18 protein-coding genes are annotated in these 25,844 nt (G+C 61.0%); 6 read left to right on the top strand and 12 right to left on the bottom strand.

All coding sequences use genetic code 11. From position 1 onward, the window contains the following. Positions 1 to 71: 71 nt before the first annotated feature. Entirely contained in the window at positions 72 to 1,106 is a 1,035-nt protein-coding gene (locus tag GGD50_RS07755) for a bile acid:sodium symporter family protein (protein ID WP_107109470.1), read from the bottom strand. 104 nt (positions 1,107 to 1,210) lie between these two features. Here GGD50_RS07755 and GGD50_RS07750 point away from each other — a divergent pair, with 104 nt between their 5' ends. Continuing rightward, complete coding sequence (locus GGD50_RS07750; RefSeq protein ID WP_107109469.1) at positions 1,211 to 2,068, top strand: LysR substrate-binding domain-containing protein; 858 nt, start codon at positions 1,211 to 1,213, stop codon at positions 2,066 to 2,068. Positions 2,069 to 2,482: 414 nt separating this feature from the next. On the opposite strand, the gene GGD50_RS07745 is transcribed toward GGD50_RS07750, so the two are convergent. Further along, positions 2,483 to 3,529: a threonine aldolase family protein gene (locus GGD50_RS07745; RefSeq protein WP_107109199.1), complete on the bottom strand. Its 1,047-nt coding sequence runs from the start codon at positions 3,527 to 3,529 to the stop codon at positions 2,483 to 2,485. A gap of 568 nt (positions 3,530 to 4,097) precedes the next feature. Here GGD50_RS07745 and gltB point away from each other — a divergent pair. Then, positions 4,098 to 8,825: a glutamate synthase large subunit gene (gene gltB, locus GGD50_RS07740; protein WP_107109197.1), complete on the top strand. Its 4,728-nt coding sequence runs from the start codon at positions 4,098 to 4,100 to the stop codon at positions 8,823 to 8,825. Between the two features lie 178 nt (positions 8,826 to 9,003). Next, entirely contained in the window at positions 9,004 to 10,458 is a 1,455-nt protein-coding gene (locus tag GGD50_RS07735; protein WP_107109196.1) for a glutamate synthase subunit beta, read from the top strand. A gap of 47 nt (positions 10,459 to 10,505) precedes the next feature. Here the strand turns inward: GGD50_RS07735 and GGD50_RS07730 are convergent, their stop codons facing one another. Together GGD50_RS07730 and GGD50_RS07725 are read right to left on the bottom strand one after the other, a co-directional pair. Then, entirely contained in the window at positions 10,506 to 11,708 is a 1,203-nt protein-coding gene (locus GGD50_RS07730; protein ID WP_107109195.1) for an SGNH/GDSL hydrolase family protein, read from the bottom strand. Between the two features lie 87 nt (positions 11,709 to 11,795). Then, complete coding sequence (locus tag GGD50_RS07725) at positions 11,796 to 13,019, bottom strand: lytic murein transglycosylase (protein ID WP_107109194.1); 1,224 nt, start codon at positions 13,017 to 13,019, stop codon at positions 11,796 to 11,798. Positions 13,020 to 13,225: 206 nt separating this feature from the next. On the opposite strand from GGD50_RS07725, the gene galU reads away from it, so the two are divergent. Continuing rightward, entirely contained in the window at positions 13,226 to 14,113 is an 888-nt protein-coding gene (gene galU / locus GGD50_RS07720; protein ID WP_107109193.1) for a UTP--glucose-1-phosphate uridylyltransferase GalU, read from the top strand. A 173-nt stretch (positions 14,114 to 14,286) separates the two neighbouring features. On the opposite strand, the gene GGD50_RS07715 is transcribed toward galU, so the two are convergent. After that, entirely contained in the window at positions 14,287 to 15,813 is a 1,527-nt protein-coding gene (locus GGD50_RS07715; RefSeq protein ID WP_107109192.1) for an outer membrane beta-barrel protein, read from the bottom strand. Positions 15,814 to 16,008: 195 nt separating this feature from the next. On the opposite strand from GGD50_RS07715, the gene GGD50_RS07710 reads away from it, so the two are divergent. Next, positions 16,009 to 17,004: a KpsF/GutQ family sugar-phosphate isomerase gene (locus tag GGD50_RS07710; protein WP_107109191.1), complete on the top strand. Its 996-nt coding sequence runs from the start codon at positions 16,009 to 16,011 to the stop codon at positions 17,002 to 17,004. On the opposite strand, the gene GGD50_RS07705 is transcribed toward GGD50_RS07710, so the two are convergent. Next, positions 17,005 to 17,463, bottom strand: coding sequence for an NfeD family protein (locus tag GGD50_RS07705; protein ID WP_107109190.1), 459 nt, complete (start codon positions 17,461 to 17,463; stop codon positions 17,005 to 17,007). 2 nt (positions 17,464 to 17,465) lie between these two features. After that, positions 17,466 to 18,479 (bottom strand): SPFH domain-containing protein, encoded by a 1,014-nt coding sequence (locus GGD50_RS07700; RefSeq protein WP_107109189.1) that lies wholly within the window; start codon positions 18,477 to 18,479, stop codon positions 17,466 to 17,468. 364 nt (positions 18,480 to 18,843) lie between these two features. On the opposite strand from GGD50_RS07700, the gene GGD50_RS07695 reads away from it, so the two are divergent. Then, a complete protein-coding gene (locus tag GGD50_RS07695) occupies positions 18,844 to 19,752 on the top strand; it encodes a S1C family serine protease (RefSeq protein WP_107109188.1) in 909 nt (302 codons plus the stop codon). A gap of 56 nt (positions 19,753 to 19,808) precedes the next feature. On the opposite strand, the gene hemH is transcribed toward GGD50_RS07695, so the two are convergent. The 5 genes from hemH to GGD50_RS07670 all read right to left on the bottom strand — a co-directional run bounded on the left by hemH (position 19,809) and on the right by GGD50_RS07670 (position 25,764). Beyond that, positions 19,809 to 20,834 (bottom strand): ferrochelatase, encoded by a 1,026-nt coding sequence (gene hemH / locus GGD50_RS07690; protein ID WP_107109187.1) that lies wholly within the window; start codon positions 20,832 to 20,834, stop codon positions 19,809 to 19,811. A gap of 98 nt (positions 20,835 to 20,932) precedes the next feature. Beyond that, the gene (locus tag GGD50_RS07685; protein WP_107109186.1) at positions 20,933 to 23,251 is read right to left on the bottom strand and encodes a 5'-nucleotidase C-terminal domain-containing protein; all 2,319 of its coding nucleotides are present in this window, start codon (positions 23,249 to 23,251) and stop codon (positions 20,933 to 20,935) included. Between the two features lie 150 nt (positions 23,252 to 23,401). Next, positions 23,402 to 23,722 (bottom strand): hypothetical protein, encoded by a 321-nt coding sequence (locus tag GGD50_RS07680; RefSeq protein WP_107109468.1) that lies wholly within the window; start codon positions 23,720 to 23,722, stop codon positions 23,402 to 23,404. Positions 23,723 to 23,756: 34 nt separating this feature from the next. Then, a complete protein-coding gene (gene omp10 / locus GGD50_RS07675; protein WP_107109185.1) occupies positions 23,757 to 24,131 on the bottom strand; it encodes an outer membrane lipoprotein Omp10 in 375 nt (124 codons plus the stop codon). Positions 24,132 to 24,312: 181 nt separating this feature from the next. Then, the gene (locus GGD50_RS07670; RefSeq protein ID WP_107109184.1) at positions 24,313 to 25,764 is read right to left on the bottom strand and encodes a homospermidine synthase; all 1,452 of its coding nucleotides are present in this window, start codon (positions 25,762 to 25,764) and stop codon (positions 24,313 to 24,315) included. Positions 25,765 to 25,844: the final 80 nt, after the last annotated feature.

Raw genomic sequence — 25,844 nt, 5'->3', positions numbered from 1 at the left:
AAGGTCATAAAAGCAAGGCGGCGCTCCGTTGGGGCGCCGCCTTTTGTGTTGGGTAATGACTGGAATGGCCGTTATGCTGCGTTCGGGGCTCCGTTCGCCTTCGGCGACCCCGCTGTCTCGGCTTCGGCCTTGGCTGCTTCCCGCCGCTTCGCGGCATCCGCATATTTCTGGGCGATGACGGCGCAGGCCATGAGCTGGATCTGATGGAACAGCATCAGCGGCAGGACGATGGCGCCGATGCCCTGGCCGGCGAAGATGACGTTGGCCATCGGCACGCCACTTGCTAACGACTTTTTCGAGCCGCAGAAGGTGATGGTGATCTCGTCGGCGTGGGAGAAGCCGAGGGCGCGGCTGCCGAACATGGTGATGCAGAGCACCAGTACCAGAAGCACAATATTGGCGACGATGACGGTGGCAATATCGACCAGCGAGAAGGTGTGCCACAATCCCTCGACAACGGCCTCGCTGAAGGCGGAATAGACGACCATCAGGATCGAGCCGCGGTCGACCGGCATCAGGATCTTCTTCTTCGAACGTATCCAATTGCCGATCCACGGCTGCAGGATCTGGCCGGCGATGAAGGGCGCAAGCAGTTGCAGCATGATCTGCTCCAGCACGTCCCAAGAAAATCCACCGCCATGGCCGCCGACCGAGAAGAGTATGCCGACGAGCAGGGGCGTCAGGAACATGCCGAAGATGTTGGAAGCCGATGCCGCGCAGATCGCGGCCGGCACGTTACCGCCGGCAATCGAGGTGAAGGCGATCGAGGACTGCACCGTCGAGGGCAGCACGCTGAGAAACAGAATGCCGGTGTAAAGGGCCTGCGGCAGGATGGTCGGCACCAGCACGCCCATGGCAAGCGCCAGCAGCGGGAAAATGCCGAAGGTGGTCAGCAGGATGACCAAATGCAGGCGCCAATGCAGCAGGCCGGCGATGACGACATCACGCGACAGGCGCGCGCCATGCAGGAAGAACAGCAGGCCGATGGCAAAATTGGTGGCGGTGCCAAAGTAGTGGGCGCTCGTTCCCTGCACAGGGAAGAAGGATGCCGTCAGCACAGTGAGCACCAGCAGGATGGTGAAGGTGTCTGGAAGAAAACGGCGCATCGTGCCAACCCCAATTGCGATTCCGTAAGACTTGTCCTTGCACATAGACCTATCGTGATCCACGATGCAAGGAATAACAGTTATCGCGAATCAGGATGGGTGCCATGCTTGATCTCACACAGTTGCGCAGCTTCGTCGCCGTTGAGCAGATGGGCAGCTTCACGCTCGCGGCCGAGCGGCTCGGCCTCGGCCAGTCCACGGTTAGCCAGCATATTCAGCGGCTGGAGACCACGCTCGGACGCAAGCTTCTGGCGCGCGACACGCATCGGGTGGTGCTAACCGGCGACGGCGAGGCGCTACTTGGTCATGCCCGGCAAATGCTGTCGATCGAGGGGGAGGTGCAGCAGCTCTTCGCCGGCAACAGCCTGCGCGGCAATCTGCGGCTCGGCGTCTCGGAGGATTTCGTCACCAGCCAGTTGCCGGATGTGCTGGAGGAATTCGTTCGCTCGCATCCCTCGGTCGATCTCGAATTGACGGTCGCCCTCAGTGGCACGCTCTATGAGATGCAGGATAACGGCGACCTCGACCTCGTTCTTGCCAAGCGCCGTCTAGGCGATGCCAGGGGAAGGCTCGTCTATCGCGAACCGCTGATCTGGCTGGCGCGTGATCCGGAGCGCATTCGGAAGCTTGCGGCGCCATTGCCGTTGATCGCCTTTCCCGCCCCAAGCGTTACCCGAGCCGTGGCACTGGAAGCCTTGCGCCGTCAGCAGGTGCCCTGGCGCATCGTCTGCACCTGCGGCAGCCTCAGCGGCTTGACGGCGGCGGCACGGGCCGGCATGGGCGTCCTCGTTCAGCCCCGCAGCATGGCGCCGACGGGTCTGTCGGAAATTGCCCCTGGCTGGCTGCCGGCATTGGAGGATGTCGAATTTGTGTTGGTGCCGCGCAAGGGCGCGGATCAGTTGCTGGTCAGCGCCTTGTCGGAGGACATTCTGATGAAGGTGCGGGGGCTGAGATCCGCCTGATCTATCGGATTCGCTATTTCTAAAATCTAGAAATTTGTTTCCTATCAAATAGATAGAAGTAAAAGGCCTACTGGAATTCCTTCGCCGGCTGTTGTTTCGCTTTCCGCGTGTCCCGCCGTTTTGATTCACTCATTCAGGTTCGGGTCAGCTTTTGTTGGTACGATTTTCTAGGATAAACGAGCTGAGTCGAGGAAAATCAGCCCGATGAAATATGGTGCGATATTTATTTGCGGGCTGGTCGCCTGCGTCATGGCAATGACGGTCATAACCCGCCACATGCCGGGCCAATCGGGCCAAGACGTTTCAAATTCCGCACTATTCGTGCATTCAAATCAGAATTGACCTCCAAATGAGGTGTTGAGCGCCGCGTGCGCCCCGGTGGGACAGCTACGGCGCTCCTTTTTTACCCGAAAATCAGGTGAGGCAAGCTAGGAAGCCGGTGACATCGTCTTCGGTCGTGGCGAAGCTTGTGACGAGGCGGATCAGGGTCTCGTTCCCGTTCACCAGTTCGGGCTGCGATTCCGGGATCGGCCATTCGTAGAATTTTGCGCCCTTGTCCTCGGCGGTCTTAGCAGCCGATTTCGAGATGATCGCAAAGACTTCGTTCGAAGCCGTAGGCCAGGCGAGGCGTGCGGTGGCGGCTTGTTCGATGCCGGCGCGCAAACGATCGGCCATGCGGTTGGAATGGCGGGCAAGGTCGAGCCAGAGGCCATCTTCGAAATAGCCGTCGAATTGCGCGGCGATGAAACGCGATTTGGAGAAGAGCTGGGCAGCGCGTTTGCGGATGAAATGCATCTCCTTCGCCTGCTCCGGATTGAAAAAGACGATTGCCTCGGCGCACCAGCAGCCGTTCTTGGTGCCACCGAAGGAAAGAATGTCGACCCCACGCTTCCAGGTCATCTCCGCCGGGCTGACCTCAAGCGCGACCAGCGCATTGGCGAAACGAGCACCGTCCATGTGCAGCGGCAGACTGTTTGCCTTGCAGACGGACGCGATGGCATCGATTTCAGCGAGCGAATAGACCGTGCCGACCTCCGTTGCCTGGGTGATCGTCACCGCCGCTGCGCGGCCGTGATGGAGGTCATCCTGCGGAAAGCGGGCGACCTTGGTGGCGAGCGCCTTCACGTCAATTTTACCGGCCGCACCCTCGACCGTCGCCAGCCGCGCACCGCTGAAGAAATCCGGCGCCCCGCATTCGTCCTCGGCCACATGCGCTTCTGGATGGCAGAAGCTGATGCCGCCCGGCTTCTGGACGCTGGCGAGCGACAGAGAATTGGCGGCCGTGCCTGTCGCGACGAAGAAGACGGCGACCTTACGCTCGAAAATCTCGGCGAATTTGGCTTCAATTTTCTGATCGAGATCGCTGGTACCGTAGGCTGCGGCAAAACCGCCGGATTCGGCGAGAAGACGCTGGGCGATCTTAGGATGGGCGCCGGCCCAATTATCGGAAGCAAAGAACATGGATATGCACCAACTGAATTAACGGGATTGCGGGAGGGTTACCGGAGGTCTGCCGGACATTAATCCAATGTCGCAGGGGATCAAGAGCGTGATGCTGAAGGACGCATCACAGAAATTGATCTGCGCAATCAACAAACAAAATGATGCGGTGCAGCGAAACTTTCTTGCTCGAATTTTGAAGCATTGGCAATCTTCCGTCGCAACTTAGCGATAATTTGCCGTTTTGCTCTTGCGGAGCCCGTCGCTTTCTGGCATAGAGCTGATGAATTAGGACAGGGTTGCTGTCCTATTTTGGCCGCCAAGGCCGAAGATGCGCTAGAGGGTCCTGACGATATCGGGATTTCGAGCTATAGTTATCGCGAGCATGTCCCGTGGAGCCGTCAGGCGACCAAGTGGAGCGGCGGTGGAATAAGCAAGGCGCGGAACGCTGACGACGGGCTCCACCAAGGGGTCATGGTCTGCGGCCCGATCTTCACAATGCAACAGCGCTGTCGCGCGTCGGACCTGATAACGGGGCGGCGCGGGACGAAGGATCGCCCGTGATGCGGGCCTTACCGGAGGGAAAACGATGACGAACAGGACGCCGTCCAAGACTTTTGACCACATCGCAGCAGCAAAGGCTGCCGCTACGGTCAATACGTCGAAACGTGCCGCCTTCGGTATCCCGCCGAAACAGGGCCTTTACGATCCGCGCAACGAACATGACGCCTGTGGCGTTGGCTTTGTCGCGCATATGAAGGGCCAGAAGTCGCACCAGATCGTGCGCGACGGCCTGTTCATTCTGGAAAACCTGACGCATCGCGGCGCTGTCGGCGCCGATCCGCTGATGGGCGACGGTGCCGGCATTCTCGTGCAGATTCCGGACCGTTTCTTCCGCGAGGAGATGGCGGCGCAGGGCGTCATCCTGCCGAAGGCCGGGGAATATGGCGTCGGCCATTTCTTCCTGCCGCGCGACGCGGCGCTGATCGAGCATTTCAAGACGGCCATCAAGCAGGTCGTCGCCGAGGAGGGCCAGGTTCTGCTCGGCTTCCGCGACGTGCCGGTCGACAACTCCTCGCTCTCCAAGGCGCCGGAAATCGCTGCCACCGAGCCGCATCATGTGCAGGTCTTCATCGGCGCCGGCCGAGACGCCGGCACGCATGAGGAATTCGAGCGCCGCCTCTTCACCCTGCGCAAGGTGATTTCCAACCGCATCTATGCGGAATATGAGGGCGAAGAGAGCAACTTCTACCCGGTCTCGCTGTCGAACTCGACCGTGGTCTACAAGGGCATGTTCCTCGCCTATCAGGTCGGCGCCTATTACAAGGACCTCTCCGATCCGCGTTTCGAATCGGCGGTCGCCCTCGTGCATCAGCGTTTCTCCACCAACACCTTCCCGTCGTGGAAGCTGGCGCATCCCTATCGCATGGTTGCCCATAATGGCGAAATCAACACGTTGCGCGGCAACGTCAACTGGATGGCGGCGCGCCAGGCATCGGTGTCTTCGCCGTTGTTCGGCGACGATATCTCCAAGCTCTGGCCGATTTCCTACGAAGGGCAGTCGGACACGGCATGCTTCGACAACGCGCTCGAATTCCTCGTGCGTGGCGGCTATTCCATGGCGCATGCCGTGATGATGCTCATCCCGGAAGCCTGGGCTGGCAACCAGTTGATGGCGCCGGAACGCAAGGCATTCTACGAATATCATGCCGCCCTGATGGAGCCGTGGGATGGTCCGGCTGCTGTCGCCTTCACGGATGGCAAGCAGATCGGCGCGACGCTCGACCGCAACGGCCTGCGTCCGGCCCGCTATCTCGTCACCAACGATGATCGCGTCATCATGGCGTCCGAGGCCGGTGTTCTGCCGGTCGAGGAAGAAAAGATCATTCAGAAGTGGCGCCTGCAGCCAGGCAAGATGCTGCTTATCGATATGGAAAAGGGCCGGATCATCTCGGACGACGAGGTGAAGTCAGAACTTGCGACCAAGCATCCCTATCGTAACTGGCTCAACCGCACGCAGTTGATCCTCGAAGACCTGAAGCCGGTGGAGCCGCGGGCGCTACGCCGCGACGTGTCGCTGCTCGATCGCCAGCAGGCCTTCGGCTATACGCTGGAAGACACCAAGATCCTGATGTCGCCGATGGCGACGACGGGGCAGGAAGCGATCGGCTCCATGGGTACGGATACGCCGATCTCGGCCATGTCCGACAAGCCGAAGCTGCTCTATACCTACTTCAAGCAGAACTTCGCGCAGGTAACCAACCCGCCGATCGACCCGATCCGCGAAGAGCTGGTGATGAGCCTCGTCTCCTTCATCGGCCCGCGTCCGAACTTACTCGACCATACCGGCATGGCAAACGCCAAGCGGCTGGAAGTACGCCAGCCGATCCTGACCAATGGCGATTTGGAAAAGATTCGTTCGATCGGCCATACGGAGGATCGTTTCGACACCAAGACGCTCGACTTCACCTATGATGTCGAACGCGGTGCCGAAGGCATGCCGGAAATGCTCGATCGTCTCTGCGAGCGTGCCGAGGCGGCCGTTCGCGGCGGCTACAACATCATCGTGCTCTCCGACCGCCAGATCGGCCCGGACCGCATCGCGATCCCGGCGCTGCTGGCGACTGCGGCCGTCCACCATCACCTGATCCGCAAGGGGTTGCGCACATCGGTCGGTATCGTCGTTGAAACCGGCGAGCCGCGCGAAGTGCATCATTTCTGCCTGCTCGCCGGCTATGGCGCGGAGGCGATCAACCCCTACCTCGCCTTCGACACGTTGCTCGACATGCATCAGCGCGGCGATTTCCCGAAGGAAGTCGATGCGAGCGAAGTCGTCTACCGCTATATCAAGGCGGTCGGCAAAGGCATCCTCAAGGTCATGTCGAAGATGGGCATCTCGACCTATCAGTCCTATTGCGGCGCGCAGATCTTCGATGCGATCGGCCTGCGGCAGGAACTGGTGGATCAATATTTCTTCGGCACGGCGACGATGATCGAAGGCATCGGCCTCGAAACCATCGCCGAGGAAACCGTTGCCCGTCATCGGTCGGCCTTCGGCCGTGACCCGATTCTGGCAAGCACGCTCGATATCGGCGGTGAATATGCCTACCGCATGCGCGGCGAAAGCCACGCCTGGACCCCGGATGCCGTGGCCGCCCTTCAGCATGCCGTGCGCGGCAATGCCGAAGACCGCTATCGCGAGTTCTCGGAGATGGTCAACCAGTCGGCGCTTCGGATGAACACCATCCGCGGTCTTTTTAAGGTCAAGGGTGCGGAAGCACTCGGCCGCAAGCCGATCTCGGTCGACGAGGTCGAGCCGGCAGCCGATATCGTCAAGCGCTTCTCGACGGGCGCCATGTCCTTCGGCTCGATCAGCCGCGAGGCGCACACGACACTGGCAATCGCCATGAACCGCATCGGCGGCAAGTCGAATACGGGTGAAGGCGGCGAGGAATCCGACCGTTACATGCCGCTCTTCGACGGCTCGCCGAACCCGGAACGCTCGGCGATCAAGCAGATCGCCTCGGGCCGCTTCGGTGTGACAACGGAATATCTGGTCAATGCCGACGTGCTGCAGATCAAGGTTGCGCAGGGTGCGAAGCCCGGCGAGGGCGGTCAATTGCCCGGCCACAAGGTCGACGCCACCGTCGCCAAGACCCGGCATTCGACGCCGGGTGTCGGCCTGATCTCGCCGCCGCCGCATCATGACATCTATTCGATCGAAGATCTGGCGCAGCTCATCTTCGACCTGAAGAACGTCAACCCGACGTCGGATGTCTCGGTCAAGCTCGTCTCGGAAGTCGGTGTCGGCACGGTCGCCGCCGGTGTCGCCAAGGCGCGCGCCGATCACATCACCGTCGCCGGCTTCGATGGCGGCACGGGCGCATCGCCGCTCACGTCGCTGAAGCATGCCGGCTCGCCTTGGGAAATCGGCCTTGCTGAGACACAGCAGACGCTCGTGCTGAACGGGTTGCGCTCACGCGTTGCCCTGCAGGTGGATGGCGGCTTGAAGACGGGCCGCGACGTCATCGTCGGCGCGCTGCTCGGCGCAGACGAATTCGGCTTTGCCACCGCGCCGTTGATTGCGGCCGGCTGCATCATGATGCGCAAGTGCCACCTCAACACCTGTCCGGTTGGCGTCGCGACGCAGGACCCGGTCCTGCGCAAGCGCTTCAAGGGCGCGCCGGAGCATGTCATCAACTACTTCTTCTTCGTTGCAGAGGAAGTGCGCGAAATCCTCGCCTCGCTTGGCGCCGCCAAGCTGGACGACATCATCGGCGCTTCGGAACTGCTGGAGAAGGACGATATGCTCGCCCATTGGAAGGCCAAGGGGCTCGACTTCAGCCGCATCTTCCACAAGGTCGAGGCGCCGAAGGAAGAGACCTATTGGACGACCGTGCAGAAGCACCCGATCGTCGACATTCTCGACCGCAAGCTGATCGAGAAGGCGGAGCCGGCGCTTGCCAGCAAGACGCCTGTCGCCTTCGAAGTCGACATCAAGAACGTCGATCGTTCGGCTGGCGCGATGCTGTCGGGCGCCGTCGCCAAGCGCTATGGTCACCGTGGCCTGAAGGATGACACGATCAACGTCACGCTGAGAGGCACCGCCGGGCAGTCCTTCGGCGCGTTCCTGGCACGCGGCGTCACGTTCAACCTCATCGGCGACGGTAACGACTATGTCGGCAAGGGTCTTTCGGGCGGCCGCATCATCATCCGTCCGCCGGAAAACTCGCGGATCTCAGCCGAACATTCGATCATCGTCGGCAACACCGTGCTCTACGGTGCGACCGAAGGCGAGTGCTACTTCCGTGGCGTCGCCGGCGAGCGTTTCGCGGTGCGCAACTCCGGCGCCATCTCCGTCGTCGAAGGCGTGGGTGACCACGGCTGCGAATACATGACCGGCGGTGTCGTCGTCGTGCTTGGCGAAACCGGCCGCAACTTCGCAGCCGGCATGTCGGGCGGCGTCGCTTACGTGCTTGACGAGAAGGGCGATTTCGCCCGCCGCTGCAACATGGCGATGGTCGAGCTGGAACCGGTTCCGGAAGAGGATGAATTGCTGGAGAAGCTGCATCATCACGGCGGCGACCTCATGCACAAGGGACGCGTCGACGTCTCCGGTGACATGACGCGCCACGACGAAGAGCGCCTCTACCAGTTGATTTCGAACCATTTCCACTACACCGGGTCGACGCGGGCAAAGGAGATCCTCGATCACTGGGCCGACTACCGCCCGAAATTCCGCAAGGTCATGCCGGTCGAATACCGTCGTGCGCTGGAAGAGATGGAGCGTAGCCGGATGGGCGTGGCGGCGGAGTGATCCGCTGCGGCTCGTCTTCCCTTCGAGGATTTCGCGTCCGATTGCGATCGCCGAACTGGCGATCGCAACTGTCGAAAAGCGGAATCGGTTTTGAATTACAGTGCCGGACGGGGCAGCGGGATTTGCCTTCAGGCACGGGAGCCATCGGCTCCTCTATTTTGAGTGAGGAAACGAAAGCATGGGCAAGGTAACAGGCTTCTTGGAAATCGACCGGCAGGTTGGCAAGTATCAGCCGGCATCGGATCGCATCCGGCATTTCCGCGAATTCACGATCCCCATGTCGGACCAGGAAGTACAGAAACAGGCCGCGCGTTGCATGGACTGTGGCATTCCCTATTGCCACGGCCCGACCGGCTGCCCGGTTCACAACCAGATTCCGGACTGGAACGACCTCGTCTACAACAACAATTGGGAAGAGGCGATCCGCAACCTGCATTCGACCAACAACTTCCCGGAATTCACCGGCCGCGTCTGCCCCGCGCCTTGCGAGGAAGCCTGCACGCTGAATCTCGAGGATGCTCCGGTCGCGATCAAGACGGTCGAGCAGGCCATTGCCGACAAGGCCTACGAGCTCGGCTTCATCCGTCCGGAACCGGCAACCGTCCATACGGGCAAGAAGGTCGCCGTCATCGGCTCCGGCCCTGCCGGCATGGCAGCGGCTCAGCAGCTTGGCCGGGCTGGTCACGATGTCCATGTCTACGAGCGCGAGACGAAGCCCGGCGGGCTGCTGCGCTACGGCATTCCGGACTTCAAGATGGAGAAGAACTTCATCGATCGCCGTGTCGAGCAGATGAAGGGCGAAGGCGTGACCTTCCATTGCGGCGTCAATGTCGGCGTGGACGTCAAGGCCGAGCAGCTTCTGGCTGATTATGATGCGGTTCTTTACTGCGGCGGCTCGGAAACCCCGCGCGAAGCGGGCATTCCCGGCACGACGCTAGCCGGCGTCCATGACGCCATGCCCTATCTCGTGCAGCAGAACCGCCGCATCGGCCGTGAAAACATCGACAGTATCGGTTGGCCGTCCGATCCGATCCTCGCTGGCGGCAAGCATATTGTCGTCGTCGGTGGCGGCGACACGGCATCCGACTGCGTCGGCACCGCTTTCCGTCAGGGTGCTGTCAAGGTGACCCAGCTCGATATCCGCCCGCAGCCGCCGGAAAAGGAAGACAAGCTCGCTGTTTGGCCCTTCTGGGCGACGAAGATGCGCACCTCCTCCTCGCAGGCCGAGGGTGCCGTGCGCGAATTCCAGGTGGCAACGCTGGAATTCATGGGCGAAGACGGCGTGCTGACCGGCGTGAAGTGCTGCGAAGTCGATGAGCGCCGCAAGCCGATCGCCGGGACGGAATTCGTCATCCGCGCCGATCTCGCCTTCATCGCCATCGGCTTCCGCGGCCCCTTCACCGACAGCGTGCTGAAGGAACTCGACGGCAAGCTGACGCTCAACACCGACAAGCGCGGCTCAACCAACGTCGTCGCCAACGACAAGGACTACAAGACCTCGGTCGATAAGCTCTGGACCGCCGGCGACGTCCGCCGCGGCCAGTCCCTGGTCGTCTGGGCCATCCGCGAAGGCCGCCAGGCCGCCCGCGCGATCGACGAGGCCCTGATGGGCTCGACAGTGCTGCCGCGGTAAGCGAAGCGCATCTGCTGATATTTAGAGGGCCGCGAAGTGCGGCCCTTTTATTTTGCGGAGTTGTCTACCGGCGTATCCGGCGTCGGCAGCCGATAGTCGTCGACGCGTCCGGTCGGTGCCGGGGCCATTTGGCCTTTCTCGACCAGGAGGTCACGAGGAGATTCGCTGACCGAGGTTTGGGCGGGGGTGCCGCCGAGGAGCTGCGCGCCGCCGTCGAGATTGGGATCGGAGAGGCTGACCGGCTGTGTGCGGGTGATCTTTTCCATCTCCGTTGCCGGCAGATTGACCTGTTCGGCTGGCAGTTGATTGCCGGTGTCGAGGCGGGTGATATCCGGGCTCGCCTGATCGCCGAGTAACCGGCGCGTCGGTTTTTCGACGTAGAAGGCGACCTTGCGTTTTCCCGCTGCCGTGAGATTGATGCCATCGGCGGTTCTGAGCCGCACCTGCTGGCCGTTGATGTCTGAGCCGGTGACGATGAACGCGCCGTTCTCGTCGGTGAAGCCATCCCAGATATCGATGAACTCGCCGCCGATACTTGCGACTTGGCTTTGGTAGATTTGATTGAGCTTTACGGCGTCGGCCGTCATTTGGCTTGAACCGAAGGGTGGAAGGCCGACCCAGAGCAGGGGGATATGGCGGCTCGTCACCAGCTTGCCGAACTGCTCCACGCGTTCCTCATAGGCGAGGTACCATGGATCGGTGCCGAATTTTTCATTGAGCCCGTCACCCGTCATCTGCTGGCGGTCGTTGGCGCCGATCATGACGACGACCAGGGCCGGTTTCAATTGATCCATCATGGCGGGCAGTTGCTGCGGCCAGTTATAATAATCCTGGCGCACAAGGCCGGAGGCGACCGTGCTGCGCGTCTGCACGACGACGCCGGGAGAGGTGGAAAAGGCATCGCCCAATCCGTCGCCAAGGCCGCCCGCCAGAAAATCGCCGACGACGAGGATCGTCTTGGCGTCGGGCAGTTTCGGGATCTCCGGCGGCGTCTCCGGCTGAGCCACCACCACCTGGCGTGGCGGCGGAGCGACTCGTTTATGCGGCCGTATGGTGCGTCTCGGCGCAGGCTGCTGCTCGGGAATATCGGGTTCCGAACTGCCGAACAGCATGTCGAGCAATGTCCTGCGCGGCCGCTCCTGCGCTTCGGCCGTCGTGAGCAGGCAGGCAAACGCGAAGCATACTGCAAGAAGCGCCGTGAGGATCGCTTTCGCAGCAGCCATGGCCGCGCGGACAGGTCGGTTTTTCATCGGGCTCTTTTCCGCTCGCTGCGCCATGGTCGCATGAAAGCGGCGCTGCCGTCCAGAGAATCCAAGACTCATTGCGACCGCGGCGACCTATTTGCGCAGGGCGTTCAACAGGTTCATCGACGGCTCGCCGTCGGCGCTCATGCCGAATCGCTGCTGAACGGCGGTAATGGCGGCCTTGGAGCCGGAGCCGAAATTGCCGTCGACGACACCGTCGTAATAGCCGAGTTCCTTCAGGCGGGTCTGCAGCTCGAATTTCTGCTTCACATCCAGCGTACCGCTCGGGCGCGGCCAGGATTGCTGCATGCCGCCAGAGCCGGCGATCTGATCGGCAAGCAGGCCGACGGCAAGCGCGTAGCTATCGGCGGCATTGTAGCGCTTGATGGTGAAGAAGTTGCCGGCCATCAGGAAGCCGGGGCCGTTAGGTCCGCCCGGCATCTTCAGTTGCGCGCGGTCGGAGGTGAGGCGGAAGCTCTTGCCGTTCGGGCGTACGAAACCCATGGCAGCCCATTGCGCGATCGTGTGGGTCTTGCCGAGTTGCGCCGCGCCGCCGGGCGGTACGGTCACTTCGTAGCCCCAGGTGCGGCCAGTGCTCCAGCCGTTCTTTGCCAGCAGATTGGCGGTCGTTGCCAGCGCGTCGGGAATGGAGTTCCAGATATCGGCATGGCCATTGCCATCGGCGTCGACCGCATAGAGCAGGTAGCTGGTCGGGATGAATTGCGTGTGGCCCATGGCGCCGGCCCAGGAGCCGTTGAGCTCTTCGCGCGGCACGTCGCCGCTCTGCAGGATCTTCAACGCGGCGATCAACTGCTTTTTGGCGTAGCCAGCACGCTTCGGATCGGCATAGGCGAGAGTTGCCAAAGCACGCGGCACGTAATGCAGCTTCTCGTCCTTGGCGAGCACGGCGCCGTAATTCGATTCCATCGACCAGATAGCCAGGATGATATTGCGGTCCACGCCGAAATGCTGTTCAAGGGAACGAAGTGTGGAACCGTATTTGGCCGCCATCTTCCGGCCAACATCAACGGTATAGGGATTGACGCGGGAATCTAGATAATCCCAGATCTCGGATTTGAATTCCGGTTGGTACTGAGCTTTTTCTAGGACCGTGGGGTCTGGGTCCGTTACGCCGGCAAATGCTTTGCGATAGGTTGACTGCGTGATGCCGCTTTTGGCTGCGGTATCGTAGAAGCCCGCGATCCATTTCTGGAACCCAGCGTCCGCATTGGCGTTAATGGGGGTTAGTCCCGCAACGGCACCGAGCGCGAGCGCCAGGGCGAGACCACGAAGGGAGTGTTTGCGGTTTGGGGTCATCAACAGCCGTGTCCATCAATACTTGGATTTCGGGTGCGGCGATGCCCGTGGCATTCGCCCAAGCGTGACACTACAGGAACGAAGTCAACAAATTCTTTACCATGGAAGCCGGGGTCAGTCATCATTTGCAAAACAGTAGCAAATTTATACTACTGACCCTTCGAGTAGCTTTGGCGCAAAAGCGACGCAATTCCCAGGAGGTATGAGTGGGACAGCATAAAAAGGTGCGTAAGGCAGTATTTCCGGTCGCCGGACTAGGGACGCGGTTCTTGCCGGCGACCAAGGCGGTGCCGAAAGAGATGCTGACCGTCGTCGACAAGCCGGTAATCCAGTACGTCGTCGATGAGGCGATGGAAGCCGGCATCGAGCATTTCGTGTTCGTGACCGGCCGCAGCAAGCATGTCATCGAGGACTATTTCGATATTCAGTTCGAACTCGAGCAGACGCTTCGCCAGCGCAACAAGAATGCCGAGCTGTCGCTGCTGAACGGCCTGCTGCCGAAGGCCGGCACGGCGAGCTTCACACGCCAGCAGGAGCCGCTCGGTCTCGGCCACGCCGTCTGGTGCGCCCGCGAGATCGTCGGCGACGAACCCTTCGCGCTGCTGCTGCCCGACATGGTCATGCGTGCCGAAAAGGGCTGCATGAAGGGCATGATCGAGCTTTACGAGCATAGCGGCGGCAACGTCATCGCCGTCGAGGAATGCGCTCCGGACCAGACCCATAAATACGGCATCGTCGGCGTCGGCGAGACGATCGGCAGCGGCTTCCGCATCACCGAAATGGTGGAAAAGCCGGCCAAGGGCACGGCTCCGTCGAACTTCTTCATCAACGGCCGCTACATCCTGCAGCCGGAGATCTTCCACATCCTGGAAAGTCAGGAGCGTGGTGCGGGCAACGAAATCCAGTTGACGGACGGCATGCTGAAGCTTGCCCAGCAGCAGGATTTCGCCGGCTATCACTTCCGCGGCCAGACTTTCGACTGTGGCGCCAAGGATGGCTTCATCCTCGCCAACGTCGCCTTCGCGCTCGCCCGCGCCGACATCCGTCCTACCATCGAGGACGGGTTCAAGGCACTGGTCGAAGCGCTGAAGTAACAAGCTCATCTCGCCCCTGGCGGGCGAGAAAGCAATTTCTTAGGATTAGGCGAGGGCTTGTCCCTCGCCTAATTTTTAGAAATTGCAAGAGAGGGGGTAGGCAGGGACGAACCGAGTCCTGATGTTCGGACAAGAAACGACCCTCGCTCCTATCGAATCTGTCTAGGCAGTTTCTACCTCTTCACCGTCAATCCCACGCCCGCCTGGAGCTGCCGCGTATCATCGCCCGTCGTTCGTGACGTCAGTTGGTAGCCGACATTGCTCGTCAGATCGAGATAGCGGTTGATGCCCCAGGTGAGGCCAAGCGCGGCATCATATTCGGTTTCGTCGGAGGTGGTGCTGCCGGAGGGATAGACGCGCCAGATGGTGCCGCCCGTTACTTTGGCGGTGAGATCGTCGCGCAGTTCCTGGCTCAACGTGCCCGTCAACTGATAGGCGGTGTAGCCGCTTTCGCCCGCCGTCGTGGAGGGTTGGACCGTTGTCGAAAGGCCGATGCTGACATCGGTGCCGCGCTGCGGCGACCAGGCGAGATTGCCGTCGACGGTCGGCGAATCGATCGAAGCGAGGCGCGAATCGTCGAATTCCGTATGCTGATAGCCGAAGCCTAGTTCGCCCTTCATCTTGTCGCCGAGGTCGAGCTCGACGCCCGCCTTGCCCCCGTAGCTCTGGTTCGAGCGGGCGTAGCCATTGCTGTCGTGCGACTGGTCGTAGAAGGTGCGGCCGAGATCGGCCTCCAGGAAGGGGATGAGCACAGGCGAAAGCTCGTAACCGATGCGCCCGCGCCAGGTGCCGGCGGTCTGGTTGCGGTCGCTGAGCGTCACCTGTGTTCCGTCCGACAGGGTGGCGTCGGAATAGATGGTGCGGGTCAGGCCGACGGCTGTCGTGCCGCGCAGCAGGCCGAAATCGCGCTCCAGCGATGCGCCGGTATTGAATTGATTGACAGCCGACTGCTTCGAAGCGCCGGCAATGGCGTTCGGGTCGCTGGTGTCTTCGCGGTAGAACTGATAGCCGGCGATGATATGCGCTGTCGTATCGGCGGGAAGGTCAAGGCGCAGATCGGCGTTGATATTGACGGTCGGCTGTTCGGCGCCGGTGCCGCTCAGGTTTTTCTGCCAGACGCCCTCGCCGGTGACGGTCAGGGCATGGCGGTCCCAATCCGACGTCAAGGTGCTGCGCAGATCGGTTTGCAGAAAGCTACGGTCGTCATTGGTCGAGCCGGTGCGGTTGCTCTCGACGTTGATGGATTGGTTGACGGAAGGGCGCAAGGTGAAGGTGCCAAGCGGTATGCCCTGCACATCCTCACGGTCCGGATGCTGCCGCGCTTTCAGATCGTCGACACTGGTCTCGCGCTGATTGACGCGGCGCAGATCGTTATCCAGCGTGGAGCCCGTCGTCGTGGGATCGATGCCGCCGAGCCGGAGAGACGCGCTGGACGGACTATCCGCATCCGTTGCCGCCTGATTCGCGGCGTTGGTCGTCATGGATCTGGAGGATGTCGCGCCCGTCGTGTCCGAACCGGGCAGATCCAAACTGTCCGTGTCGGTCGATGCTGTCGCCGGATTAGAACTCTGGCTGGTGTTGAGCGATTGCGCCTGAACCGGCATCGGCATGGCGAGCGCAACCCAACCCAGCAGAGCGGATGCAGCGCATGCCGTCAGCCGGAGGGAAACACCACCCGCCTTGTTCTTGCCGATGTTCATTTGATCTATGTCTGACCTTACTTGAAATGCTTTAAATTCTTACCCAAGCGTAAAGGCCCATGGTTAACGCTTCCTTGCCAGAGGACTACAAGGAGTCATGTGACGGAACTTGCTTTGATGGTGCGACGACCCATCTCCGCTGCACAAAATCGATCTCGGGTGGACAGAAATAGAGAAAAGCGTTAGGCCTCGCTCATGAACAAGAGAGCTGTAAGACTGATCGAGAACGGTGCGATCGAATCCGCAATACGGACGATCGAGACCGAGAGACTGGGCATGGAGGCGCTGGAACGCGCCCTGACCAATGGTCTGGCCGCGCCCTTCAGCCGCGCGGTGGAGATCATCGGCGACATCAGCGGCCGCGTCGTCATCACCGGTGTCGGCAAGAGCGGCCATATCGGCAACAAGCTCGCCGCAAGCCTGGCGTCCACGGGAACACCGGCTTTCTTCGTGCATCCGGTCGAAGCCAATCACGGCGATCTCGGCATGATCACGCAGGATGACGTCATCATCGCCATATCCTGGAGCGGCGAAAGCGCCGAGCTGCGCGGCATCATCAGCTATTCCCGTCGCTTCTCGATTCCGATGATCGCCATCACCGCCGGTGAAACCTCTACGCTTGCGCGCGAGTCGGATGTAGTTCTGCTGCTGCCCAAGGAGCAGGAAGCTTGCCCGCATGGGCTCGCACCGACGACCTCGACGCTGCTGCAGCTTGCCATCGGCGATGCGCTGACCGTAGCACTGCTGGAAGCGCGCGGCTTCACGGCCGAGGATTTCCGCACCTTCCATCCCGGTGGCAAGCTGGGCGCCAGCCTCTCGCATGTCGCCGATATCATGCACAAGGGTGACCGCGTGCCTCTGGTTAGCCTTGGCACCGGCATGCCGGAAGCGGCGATGACGCTATCGAAAATGCGTTTCGGCTGCGTCGGCGTGATCGATGACGACGGTTGCCTGTGCGGCATCGTCACCGATGGCGATATTGCCCGCAATCTCGGCGGCAGCCTTGCAGAGATGCGGGTGGACGATGTGATGACGCGCAATCCGAAGACGGTAAAGGAAACGACGCTGGCGACCGGCGCAATGGCAGTGCTGAACCGTCACAATATCTCGGCGCTGATCGTCGTCGACGACGCCCGGCGGCCTGTCGGCATCGTCCATTTCCACGATCTGCTGCGGATCGGCGTCGCCTGATCACGCCATTTCGACGGTCAGATCGCGTCCATTGCTGGCGACGACCTTGACGCGGGTTCCGGCCGGCAGGTCCGGCCCCATCACAGTCCAATAGGTATCGTCCAGGCGGATCCGGCCGCGGCCTTCGGCGATCGGCTCGTTGAGCGTTGCCGTGCGGCCGACCAGGCTCGCGCCGCGCTGGTTGAGGAAGGGCTCATCCGTTATCTGGTTGTTGTTGTAGACATAGCGGCGGCCGAGCAGGGTGACGATGATGGCGCAGGCCGCAAAGACCAGCAGTTGCACCTGCCAGATCCAGAAGGCGCTGTCCCAAAATGCCAAAGAGAGAGCGCCGACGATGACGGCGGCAAGACCGATCCAGACCAGGAAGAAACCGGGTGCGATGAGTTCGGCAGCCAGGAGTACGAAACCGGCCACCCACCAACTCCATGGCCCAAGTTCGCCAATGAGATTGTCGAGCATGCTCAACTCTCCCGCGGCAGCGGATTGACGGAGGGGGTCGATCGCGTTGCGCCCGCACGCGGACGTGACGGCTGCGAAGGCGTATCGCCATTATTGCTGTCGCCGAAGACCTCGCGGGCGATAGCGCCGATACCGCCGAGCGAACCGATGAGCGAAGCGGCTTCCATTGGCATCAGCACGATCTTGGAATTGCCGGCCGTGCCGATGGATGTCAGTGCCTCCGTATATTTCTGCGCGACGAAATAGTTGATGGCGTGAATGTCGCCTGCGGCGATCGCTTCCGAAACCATACGTGTCGCCTTGGCTTCCGCTTCGGCCAGGCGTTCGCGGGCCTCCGCATTGCGGAAAGCTGCCTCACGCTGACCTTCCGCCTGCAACACCGCAGCCTGTTTGGAGCCCTCGGCCCGTAGGATTTGCGCGTTGCGCAGGCCTTCCGCCTCAAGCACCTGGGCGCGCTTTTCGCGCTCGGCCTTCATCTGCCGCGCCATTGCGTCGACCAGATCCTTTGGCGGCTGTATGTCCTTGATCTCGACACGAGTGACCTTGATGCCCCAGGGGTGTACCGCATCGTCGACGACGCGCAGCAATCGGTCATTGATGGCGTCACGATTGGAAAGCAGCTCATCGAGATCCATCGAGCCCATGACGGAGCGGATATTGGTCATGGTCAGATTCTGAATGGCATTTTCGAGATTGGTCACCTGGTAAGCGGCCTGCGCAGCGTTTAGCACCTGATAGAAGGCGATGGCGTCCGCGGCTATGCTCGCATTGTCCTTGGTGATGACCTCCTGGGTCGGGACGACCAGCACCTGCTCCATGACATTCATGCGTGCGCCAACAGAATCGATGAAGGGCACGATCAGATTGAGGCCCGGCTCGAGTGTGCGCGTGTAGCGTCCGAAGCGTTGGAGCGTATAGCGATATCCCTGTGGCACGGTCTTGATCCCGGCAAACAGCACCAGGATGACTAGAATTACAAAAGCGACCACGACGATGCTGAAACCACCGACGACCATAAAATCCTCCATGGACGCCCTGCACGATGCAGGATTTGCGTCACTTCAAAACACTGCCGCGATCTCTACGCATTCGGGCGAACAGGCGGCGCAGCAGATCAATCTGATGTGGTGGGTTAGCATGTTCTCGGCAAGGGCGGAATGGGCCGTGAAAGCCAACCGTGTGCCTCGCTTGACGGCGTGAAAAGGGCGGGCGGAAATCTTGCGCTTTCGGTCCGAACGGACGGTTTCGGCGCCCTCTCAATTTCACTCAGGCCTTGCACCTGACCACACATGTTCATACCTTAAGGGGAGGAAATGTATCCGGTTTCTGCCGCCGCGCGGCTCTCCGAGCCATGGCGTGGCGCATCACCAGGGTGAGACGATGAATATCGACAGGACTTTGCGGTCAATCGTGGCCGTGCACGCTTCAATTCCGGAAGATGCCTTTACGGCTGGCGCGTTGGGAACCCGGCGGGAAGGCAGCGGCGTAGTCATCAGGGATAACGGACTGGTACTCACGATCGGCTATCTGATCACCGAAGCCGAGGAGGTCTGGCTGACGACCCATGACGGCCGGGTGGTTCCCGCTCATGCGCTTGCCTATGATCAGGAAACCGGCTTCGGTCTGGTCCAGGCGCTTGGCTCGCTTGGGGTTCCGGCACTGGAATTCGGCAATGTGGCCAAGGCTGGGATCGGCGATCCCGTGGTGATTGCCGACGGTGTCGGTCAATTCGTCCGGGCAAATATCGTGGCTAAGCAGGAATTCGCCGGATATTGGGAATATCTGCTGGAGGAGGCGATCTTCGTCGCGCCCGCTCATCCTTCATGGGGCGGCGCTGCGCTCGTCGATGCGCACGGCAAGCTTCTGGGCATCGGCTCGCTTCACCTGCAGATGGCCTCCCAGAACGAAGAGACGGCCGATATCAATATGGTCGTGCCGATCGATTTGCTGCCGCCTATTCTCGATGACCTGCTCAACCGAGGCCAGGTCAACAAGCCGCCGAGACCTTGGCTCGGTGCTTTCTCCGCTGAAAGCAACGGCGAGGTCGTGGTCATGAGCGTGGCGGAAGGAGGCCCGGCCGCTCAAGCGGGCTTGCAGCGAGGCGATGTCATCTCCGAAATCCGGGACGGCGAGGTCGACAGCCTGGCCGATTTTTACCGCAAGGTATGGGAAAGCGGCCCCGCCGGCGCGGAAATCCCCATGAGGATATTGCGCAACGGCCGGGAAGCATGGCTACGCGTCAAATCGGCTGATCGCAGCAGCTTTCTCAGGAAGCCGCAATTGCAGTGAAGCACTGCCGTCGCGGCGGTGGAATAGCATCCGGCGCCGCAGGCGTATGGCGGACTTCAAACCCAGCCCAGCAATTCCCGTCTCACCACCTTCTCCAGCACCCGCATGCCATCTTCGCTATCGTTCAGGCAGGGGATGTGCGTGAACTTCTCGCCGCCATTGTGATGGAAGGATTCGGCTGCCTGTTCGGCAATTTCTTCAAGCGTTTCCAGGCAATCCGAGACGAAGCCGGGGTTGAGGACGGCGATGCGTTTCGTGCCTTCCTTGGCAAGGCTCTCCACCGTCTTGTCCGTGTAAGGTTGCAGCCATTCCTCCGGTCCGAAGCGGGACTGGAAGGTGAGCATGAACCGGTCTTCGGACAAGCCAAGCTTTTCACGCAGCAACCGACTGGTCTCGACACATTGTCGATAATAGGGGTCGCCCTTCTCGGAGTAGGAAAGTGGAATGCCGTGGAAGGAGGCCAGGATCTTCTCCGGTTGCCAGTTGAGTGTCGCGAGGTGCCGGGTGATGGAGTTCGCGAGTGCCTCGATATAGGTCGGGTCGGTATGATAGTCCGGCACGGTGCGCAACGCCGGCTGCCAGCGCATGGCCATCAGCTTTTCGAAAGCCTTGTCGTTGACGGTGGCGGTGGTCGCGGCCGCATATTGCGGGTAGAGCGGAAACAGCAGGATACGGTCGCACCCCTGATCCTTCAGCACCTGGATGCGCTCACCGATCGAAGGCTTGCCGTAGCGCATGCCCCAATCAACGACGACGTTCGGCAGATCCATCAGCCGAGCGGCCATCAAATCCGATTGGTTGCGCGTATAGGTGCGTAGGAAACTCTCGTTCTTTTCTTTGTTCCAGATCGTCTCATAGGCCTTGCCGACCTTGCCGGGGCGGGTGTTGAGGACGATGCCGAACAGGATCGGATACCATTTCCACGGCGACCACTCGATGACACGCTTGTCGGTCAGGAATTCGCGCAGATAGCGCCGCATCGACGTGTAGTCGGTGCCATCGGGCGTGCCGAGATTGACGAGAAGGACGCCGATCTTGCCGGATTTTTGCTGCGGTTGGCCGGCCGAGGCTTCTGCGATCATCAATTGTGTTCCTCTCAACGAAACGGAGCACCTCACATAGGAACAAAAGCCGGCCCGGGAAAGCCCGGACCGGCTGACTTTTACGGGACAAATCGTCCTTACTTGGCCGGAATCTTCAATTCGCGACCGATGGTGAGGTGGCGCGGCTTGAGATTGCGATTGGCGGCCACGAGTTTGTGCCATGCGCCGGCATCGCCGTAATAGGTCTTGGCGATATCCCAGAGCGTGTCGCCGGCGGCGATGACGTGGGTAGCCGGTGTTTTCGGCGGCTCGCTAGCCTGGGGCACTGGTGCGGCGGTCTCCGGAGTTATTGTGGTAGCAGGAGCCGTTGTCGTCGGCGTGGTGGTCGTTGTGGCGGGCGCAGTCGTTGCCGGTGCTTTGGTCTCGGGCGTCGAAGCGGCGGGCGCTGTCGTCGTTGTGGCCGGAGCAGCAGCAGCCGGAGCCGTTGTAGCGGGGGCGGTGGTGGTCGTCGGCGGGGTCGCTGCGGGCGCCGTTGTCTGAGACGTCGACGTGTCTGGGGTCGTGGTGGTGCTCGGCGTTGAAGCGGCTGGCGCCGTTGTCGTGGCGGGAGCGGCAGTCGCGGGGGCTGTTGTTGCCGGCGCGGCAGTCGTCGGAGCAGTCGCGGCGGGTGCCGTCGTCTGAGATGTTGACGTATCGGGTGTCGTGGTGGCGGGTGTCGAGGCAGCAGGAGCTGTTGTGGAGGAAGCTGCACCGGTATCGGCCGGAGCCGGGACGGGTTTCTGATCCGATGCCGCTGCCTCTTGCGTTGCAGCCGGCTTGCCTGCCTCTGGCTGGGCGGTGGCCGCGGTGCCGCCGACCTGCGTCACGCGGCCATCGGTGTAGGGCTTATAGGGATTGTGCGATGCCAGATAATTGGCAACGACGCCTTCCAGATCGGGGCCGAAGTCATAGGCATTCTTGCCATTCTTTGCGAAGACCACGTAACCGTCCCCGCCAGCGCGCATGTAATTGTTGCTGACGACGCCATAGGTCTTGTTAGGGTCTAGCGGCACGAACTCCGTGCCTTCCTGCACCGTGATGGAGACGATGCGGTCGCCGGGCGGCTTTGATTTGTCAAAGGTATATTTGAGACCAGCGACCTGCGGGAAACGGCCGGCGCCGTCGTCGATCTGGCTGAGGCCGTTCTCCAGTGCTGCCTTCACATCGGCACCCGTCAACTGGAAGGTGGCGACCGTATTCTGGAACGGCAGCACGGTCAGCACGTCGCCCATCGTGACGTCGCCGGCGCCGATCGAGGCGCGCAGGCCGCCGCCGTTCTGGATGGCGATGGAGATGCCCTGGTTTTTCGTACGGTCGAGCATGGCATCGGCGACGAGATTGCCCATGGAGCATTCCTGAACGCGGCAAATCTCGCGTGCGCCCTCGATCGGGGCCTGCGAAGCGCCAATGACCTTCTGGCGCAGTTCCTCGATCGGCTTGGCCATTTCCTGGACGCGGGCGGCAATGGTCGGGTCCGGTTTGATCGAAGAATCGAGCAGGATCGGATCGCCCTTGGCTTCCTTGACGACTCCGTTGTCATCGAAGGTAATGACGACGTCGCCGAGATACTTGCTGTAGGAAGCGGCCTGGACGACCGGGACCTTATAGCCCGCCGGGTTGTCGACCATGGTCGGATAGGGGCCGGCCGCTTTCGGATCGGTATTCGACAGCAGCGTGTGCGAATGACCGCCGACGACGACATCGACGCCGGCGATCCTGGCGATCTGGGCAACATCGCGCGGATAGCCGACATGGGTGAGCGCGATGATCTTGTTGACGCCCTGCGCCTTCAGTGCATCCACTTCGGCACTGATGGCAGCCGCATCGTCGGTGATCTTGATATGCGGGCCAGGCGAGGAGAGTTCGGGCGTCTCGGTCGTGACCGCGCCGACGATACCGATTTTCTGGCCGCCGATATCGAGCACGATCGATTTCTTGATGCGGTCGCCGATTTTCGACTGCTCGTCCACGACAAGATTGGCGGTGACGACCGGGAATTGCGCCTTGTCGAGGAAAGCGGCAAGCGGGCCTTCGCCATCATCGAATTCGTGGTTGCCCACGGTCATGGCGTCGAGCTTCATAGCGTTGAGAAATTCGACCTCGGCAGCCCCCTTGTAGGTCGTGTAAAACAGTGAGCCCTGGAAATTGTCGCCGGCATCGAGCAACAGGACATTTTGGCCGGCGAGTGCGGCGCGACGCTGGTCGATTGCGGTCTTCAGCCGTGCTGCCCCGCCGAAGCATTCATTCTTGCTTTCTTCCGCAGTGGAGCAGGTCGCGTCGAACTTGTTGATCGATTCCACGCGCGAATGGAAATCGTTGAAGTGCAGAATGTTGAGCTGGTAATCCGCGAAGGCGGTGCTGGCGCTGAGCGCCAAGGCCGCGGCGGCCAAAAGACCCATACCGAAGGGCTTCGTCATCTCTTTCTCCTGTTGCTCACCATATCCGGCCCGCCCATGTCCCGCGGCGGTACCCCCGTGTCGAATCTTTCCATCGCGGCGGAAAGAGCGCAAGCAAAAGCTGTTGGGTTTATTAGGATTTTGCAAATTTGCCTGAAAGAAGTCGCTGCGTCAGGCGCAGGCCTCAATGGAGGCAGTACCATGGGACTCTCGCACGGCGGCGACGAGATTCCAGCCGATGGTAAGAGTGACGAGCAGGCAGCAAAGTGCTGCGACGCGATGAAGGCGCCGGCGCCGATCGCGGTAAAGCAGGATCGTGCCGATGGCATAGATCAGCAAGGCAGGCAGGGCGATGATGAAGACGCTCATCGGTCCGTCGCAATCGAGCGCCGCGATTCCTTGTGCTTTATAGCTGTTGGCAGGCAAAGCCGCCGCCAGGATGGCGAGCGGCAAGGAGGCGATGAGAACGAGATAGAGCGCCATTCTACGCATGGCTTTCATCCGTCCGCAGAGCCTGTTTCAGCCCCTATCGACGATTGAGCGAAAACTGCTTCCCGGCATCGGAGGTGCAGTTGAGCTGAGAAGGGTTGATCAGGGCGCAGTTGATCTTGGACTGCGTCTTGCGCACCAGCGACGTCATGTTGATTTCGATCAGGCTGGGGGAAACGGTACTATAGGTGCCCGAAGCCAGAACCGTGTTGCTGTCGGTGGTGTGCGTGGTGAAGGTGCCGGCCTGGAAGGTCGAAATGAGGCCGTTCGCATCGCTCCAGTTGCCTTCTACCCCTGTCTGCGGCTGGACGCTGGCGTGCATGGCCGGCGGAGACCTCGATCCGCCGAAATCGACGCAGGCGGACAACGCTGCGGCGGCGGCAAGAAGGGCAATGCTGGTTCTGATCTTCATAAATATCTCCCGCGATTGAAGGCGGACTAATGTCATATTGGTTGCGGGAACCATGGCGTGGCCATCTGGCGAAAGCAAGGCTCCAGAACCCGTCACTTCGATTTATCCAACAAACGTAACAAAAATGCCCGCACGACCTGTGCGGGCATTCGAATTTCTGACTGTTCGGATGATCTGTCGATCAGCGAACCAGGATGTTCCTGAACTGCCAAGGATCCTTGGTGTCGATGTCTTCCGGGAACAGGCCCGGGCGGCCGTCAAGCGGCGTCCAGTCGGTGTAGTGGCCTTCAACCGGGCCGAGATATGGCAACTGCACTTCGAGGCAGCGCTTGTAGTCGATCTCGTCCGCTTCGACGATGCCGGCGGTCGGATTTTCGAGCGCCCAGACCATGCCGGCGAGCACTGCGGAGGTTACCTGCAGGCCGGTTGCGTTCTGGTATGGAGCGATGCGGCGGGTCTCTTCGAGAGACAGACGCGAACCGTACCAATAGGCGTTCTTGTCGTGGCCATAGAGCAGTACGCCGAGTTCGTCGATGCCGTCTTCCAGTTCGTCTTCATCGAGGACGTGGTGAACCGGCTGCGGCGTGCCGCCATTGCCGAACATCTCGTGCAGCGAAAGCACGGCATCGTTGGCCGGATGGTAGGCGTAGTGGCAGGTCGGGCGGAAGGTGACGTCGCCGTCCTTGTCGCGCACGGTAAAATAGTCGGCGATCGAGATCGACTCATTGTGGGTGACCAGGAAGCCGTATTGCGGACCCGGGGTTGGGCACCAGGTACGGACGCGGGTGTTAGCGCCCGGCTGTTCCAGGTAGATGGCGGCTTGGCAGCCCTTCTTGTGCTTCTTGGCGTTCTTCGGCATCCACTCTTCGTGCGTGCCCCAGCCGAGTTCGGCCGGCTGCATGCCTTCAGAGATGAAACCTTCGACCGACCAGGTGTTCCAGAAGACGTTCAGCGGCTTCGGATGCTTGGTGCGCTGCGTGTCGCGCTCGGCAATGTGGACGCCCTTGACGCCGACCTTTTTCATCAGCTTGGCCCAGCCTTCGCGGTCATGCTGATCCGGCTCTTCGAACTTGACGCCGATGTCATTGGCGAGATTGACGAGTGCCTGCTTGACGAACCAGGACACCATGCCCGGGTTTGCACCGCAGGTGGAGACCGCCGTCGCACCGCCGGGATTCTTTGCCTTCTCCTTGCGCATGGTTTCGCGCAGAGCGTAGTTGGTGCGGTCGGCATTCTTCATGTTCTTGTCGAAATAGAAGCCAAGCCAAGGTTCGACGACGGTGTCGATGTAGAGCACGTCGAGCTTGCGGCAAAGCTTGACCAGGTCGAGCGAGCCGGTATCGACCGAGAGGTTGACGCAGAAGCCCTGGCCACCGCCTTCCGTCAGGAGCGGCTTCAGGAGGTCTTTGTAGTTGTCCTTGGTGACATATTCCTGGATATGACGGACGCCGTGCTTCTCGAGGATCGCCAGGTGCTCGGCGTCCATCTGCGGGTCGATGACGACCATCCGGCTCTTGTCGAATTTGAAATGGCGCTCGATCAGGGGCAGGGTGCCGCGGCCGATGGAGCCAAAGCCGATCATCACGATCGGACCGGTAATTTCGGCATATACCGGATAGTTCTGTTCCGTCATTCTTTTCTCCTTCGAAAGGCAGGACGCCGTTCGGTCGCTGAAATTCAATCAGTGTTTGCGCGAAAATGCGAGGTGAACGG

This window comes from Martinezella paranaensis (genome assembly GCF_014200235.1).
GTDB classification, from domain to species: Bacteria; Pseudomonadota; Alphaproteobacteria; order Rhizobiales; family Rhizobiaceae; genus Rhizobium; species Rhizobium paranaense.
The sequence above is the reverse complement of the archived record's forward strand: the minus strand, read 5'-3'. Positions and strand labels throughout refer to the sequence as shown.